A 3,050-nucleotide genomic window follows, 5' to 3' on the forward strand; every position below is an offset into this window, starting at 1 on the left:
ATCGAATAATTACAGCTCCCCTACTTCAACGCTTCCATTGATGCTGTTTTGTACAATTTAGCATTGGTACATAGCCTCATTCCTCAAGGTAGTAAACAATTAATTACCTTGGCAAAGGTTGGTAGGTTGAAAAGGAAAGTAAGGTAACTCATAGCGAGCCGACACATCATAACTTCCTGATAAATACTGATAGGCTAAATATTGATCAATGATTTGCGCTGTTCATTAACAGTGACGAAATATTGATAATAGGAAGTTGACTACGAAATTGGGCGGTGAGTATGACCTTTTTACCTTTATGAAGGCCGCTTCAGCATTGCGTCAAAGTCGCCTCATTATCTAGCTGGTGTGCGTTCTCGATAATCTGCATATCAGCGTTTTTTTTGATAGTAACTTGTTAGCCAAGAGATAGCCTGCTCTTCTATGCTTGTGAGCACGATGACATCTTTTGTTGCCATCGAATCGTTGAGTTTAAGTTGTTTGAGTTCCGTTTCCATAAATGCTCTATCCGAGAAGTCAGTGACCATCACATTAAAGTCGATTGCCTAATGTCGCCTGTGCCAAATGATAGCCTCTGTCTATCATCTCTTGTGAGCGATCAAACTCTAAGGTGCCACAGGCATTGCGTGGGATCTCAAGCGTAATATCGGCTGGGTAAGCGGCCAATTTCTGGTAACGTCACATCGAAAAACTTTTTGATAGCAGAGGTAAATGCTGTTTTGGAGAGGAAATAAACATTGTACCTAACATTCTCATTCATGATTTTCCAAAGCCGCTCTAGTGGATAATGCTCTTTCTTGAGTTTCCAAAAGAAGCAAACAATGCTCTCACTATCTATAGTTTCATAAGCATCGGTGATCGTTGCGCTGATGTTTTTTAATGGCAGAGCACCGTTTAAGTTCACTCGAGTACGGCTACCCGTCGTTTCAATAAACTTACCCTGTCCCTTACGGATCCAGCCACAGCTAAGCTTTGTTGCTTGAGTTGGATGAACGGCATCCATGAAAAGTACAGGCGCATCCTTGGACTTAAGTACCTCGTTTTAATACTCGATAAATGCTTGATGCTCTTTAGGCTTTAGCTTATGTGCTACACCTTTGGGCTTTTTGTATGAAAAACCGTGGTGATGTAACCACTTTTTAATACCTTAAACGGTGTAGGTCACACCGAACTCAGGTTTAAGTTTTTCAGAGTGAGCATAATCACTAAGATGACGAGCAACTGTAGATTCATGGATACGAAGGGCTTGAGAGATCATAGTCGGGCTCCAACCTTCTGAAGCCAGCAAAACCGCTTTTATACGGTCGCATACTCGATGATCACGCTCAGTATTGTGCATCTGTTCAAGTTGTTGTTTTTTGCTCAGGAGTTAGTGCCATTTTCATGGTGAGTAGCACGATCCTTATTTAATGAGAAATCAAGTATCTTCAATGATCACGGGTATATATTGGGTTTACACGGAAGAAACTTGCTTCAAAGCAGGGATAAAAAGAAAGCAAAAAAAGCGAAAAGTAGCAATCGCTACCTTTCGCAATTCCTTACAGGGCAAGGGGCTTCGTAATCTTGCCCTGGTACTTGTTGGTAATTTGTTGCTGGTAACAATTTGCTAGCTCATGCGGTTGCCCTGCCTCAGGTAACTTATGTTTCTTTGTATCCCTGCCATAATTGGTGAGGGTTTTCAGTTTGATTGCTAAGAGCCCGAAATTGTTAAGGTAATTTTAATTGAGCCATCAATCTGATACTCGAATATTTTCTAACGTTGAATGTCCTTGTTTAGTATATACTATTTCATCCCATCGAGTTATTTTGCAATCATTATTAAATGATAGAATTGCAATTTCTGAAAAACTAACTTTAGCACCAGATTTATTCACTGTATCTATATCATACTTAATAACAACGTCATTCCCAGCCTCGGTGACATATTGAGCAGGTAATATCTTGAATTCTTTCATTTCAGATCCGATCAACTCAAAATGTTTCATTAAATCAGTATATCCAGATGCCATTATTTTATTATTTGTAATCATATCCATATTTGGTGCTAAAAATTTCTCTAAATCTTTTTTTGTTAAATATTTAAATTTATCTGAATTGAAAAACCCATACATTTCATTCACTTGGTTTAGTTTGCTTTGGCAGGTTATAAAATCTCCGCTTTCAGCAAAAACACTGAAAGAACTCGTTAAACTGAACAGTGAAGTTAACAACAGGCCCACATGTAATTTATTTTTCATATTCTATCTCCGATTTAAATTTAATATTTACTATAGTTAACCTCTCCTGATTGCGCTTTAGTTTTTGCGACAAGGTGTATGGAATATACGCCATGTAGGGGACAGGGCTGGATCACGCCTTGTTAATAGACATGGTCTCATGCTGCCAAATTGTCAATTTCGGTTTAAAACTGCCCCACACATCCATCCACCCACAAAGTGGGGGATTGAACTTTAACCACTGAAAATAAAAGATTTTATCTCATAGAGGACTTTTTTAGATAATCACGATCTGATCATGAAGTAAAAAACATGAGAAATTCGCACATAATTATTATTGAGTAACTTAAAAAAGTGAAAGATACCCGGTCGCACAGAAATCAAGTCTATCCTGTTAAGGAAGTTGCGGAAGCGAACTTTACTAGAGGCTATATTTACTATGGGCAGGGCTTGTGGATTAATGCTGATTTTGGGTCATAGTAGCTTTCCCCTGAAAGCCAAGATGAACCTTTTTCAATAATCTAGCGTGTGAAAGCATTTGACAGGTCGATATCACATTGCTTTACATCACATATATTAATAAAAGTAATGTTGCTTACATTTATAAATGTGATGTTTATCTCCATTCATCTTTTGATTACTTTCTAAGCTTAGTTGGTTTTTATCCGATTAAACAGAAGGCTATATGATAAATAGAATAATAACACTAAGTGGCGTTGCATTACTTTGTTCAGCGAGTGCGCATGGCTTTGTTGCGTAATTCAGTTTAGAGACAGAGTCACCCTGTTTCGCATGCTTTTTAGTCAATACGACAAGTTTCAGGCATACCTAACC

General features: G+C 38.2%; 1 protein-coding gene and 4 pseudogenes. 1 reads left to right on the forward strand and 4 read right to left on the reverse strand.

All coding sequences use genetic code 11. The annotated features are described in order from the left end of the window. Positions 1-194: 194 nt before the first annotated feature. From JC606_RS22865 to JC606_RS22875, 4 genes and pseudogenes are all read right to left on the reverse strand, one after another. A pseudogene (locus JC606_RS22865) lies at positions 195-497 on the reverse strand (hypothetical protein). Between the two features lie 34 nt (positions 498-531). Further along, positions 532-672: pseudogene (locus tag JC606_RS23730) on the reverse strand (patatin-like phospholipase family protein); the annotation flags it as partial. Next, positions 635-1,385 (reverse strand): annotated as a pseudogene (locus JC606_RS22870) (winged helix-turn-helix domain-containing protein). The pseudogenes JC606_RS23730 and JC606_RS22870, both read right to left, overlap by 38 nt. Positions 1,386-1,730: 345 nt before the next feature. Beyond that, the gene (locus tag JC606_RS22875; protein ID WP_137409183.1) at positions 1,731-2,237 is read right to left on the reverse strand and encodes a hypothetical protein; all 507 of its coding nucleotides are present in this window, start codon (positions 2,235-2,237) and stop codon (positions 1,731-1,733) included. Between the two features lie 333 nt (positions 2,238-2,570). Between JC606_RS22875 and JC606_RS23735 the strand changes: the two are divergent. Then, positions 2,571-2,690, forward strand: a pseudogene (locus JC606_RS23735) (ISAs1 family transposase); the annotation flags it as partial. Between the last annotated feature and the right edge of the window lie 360 nt (positions 2,691-3,050).

Origin of the sequence: Vibrio sp. IB15, from assembly GCF_016406055.1 — a bacterium.
GTDB classification, from domain to species: Bacteria; Pseudomonadota; Gammaproteobacteria; order Enterobacterales; family Vibrionaceae; genus Vibrio; species Vibrio chagasii.

What these genes read in the sequence shown, in the direction of transcription:
- JC606_RS22875 (WP_137409183.1), bottom strand. Translation starts at nt 2,237, where the DNA reads ATGAAAAATAAATTACATGTGGGCCTGTTGTTAACTTCACTGTTCAGT.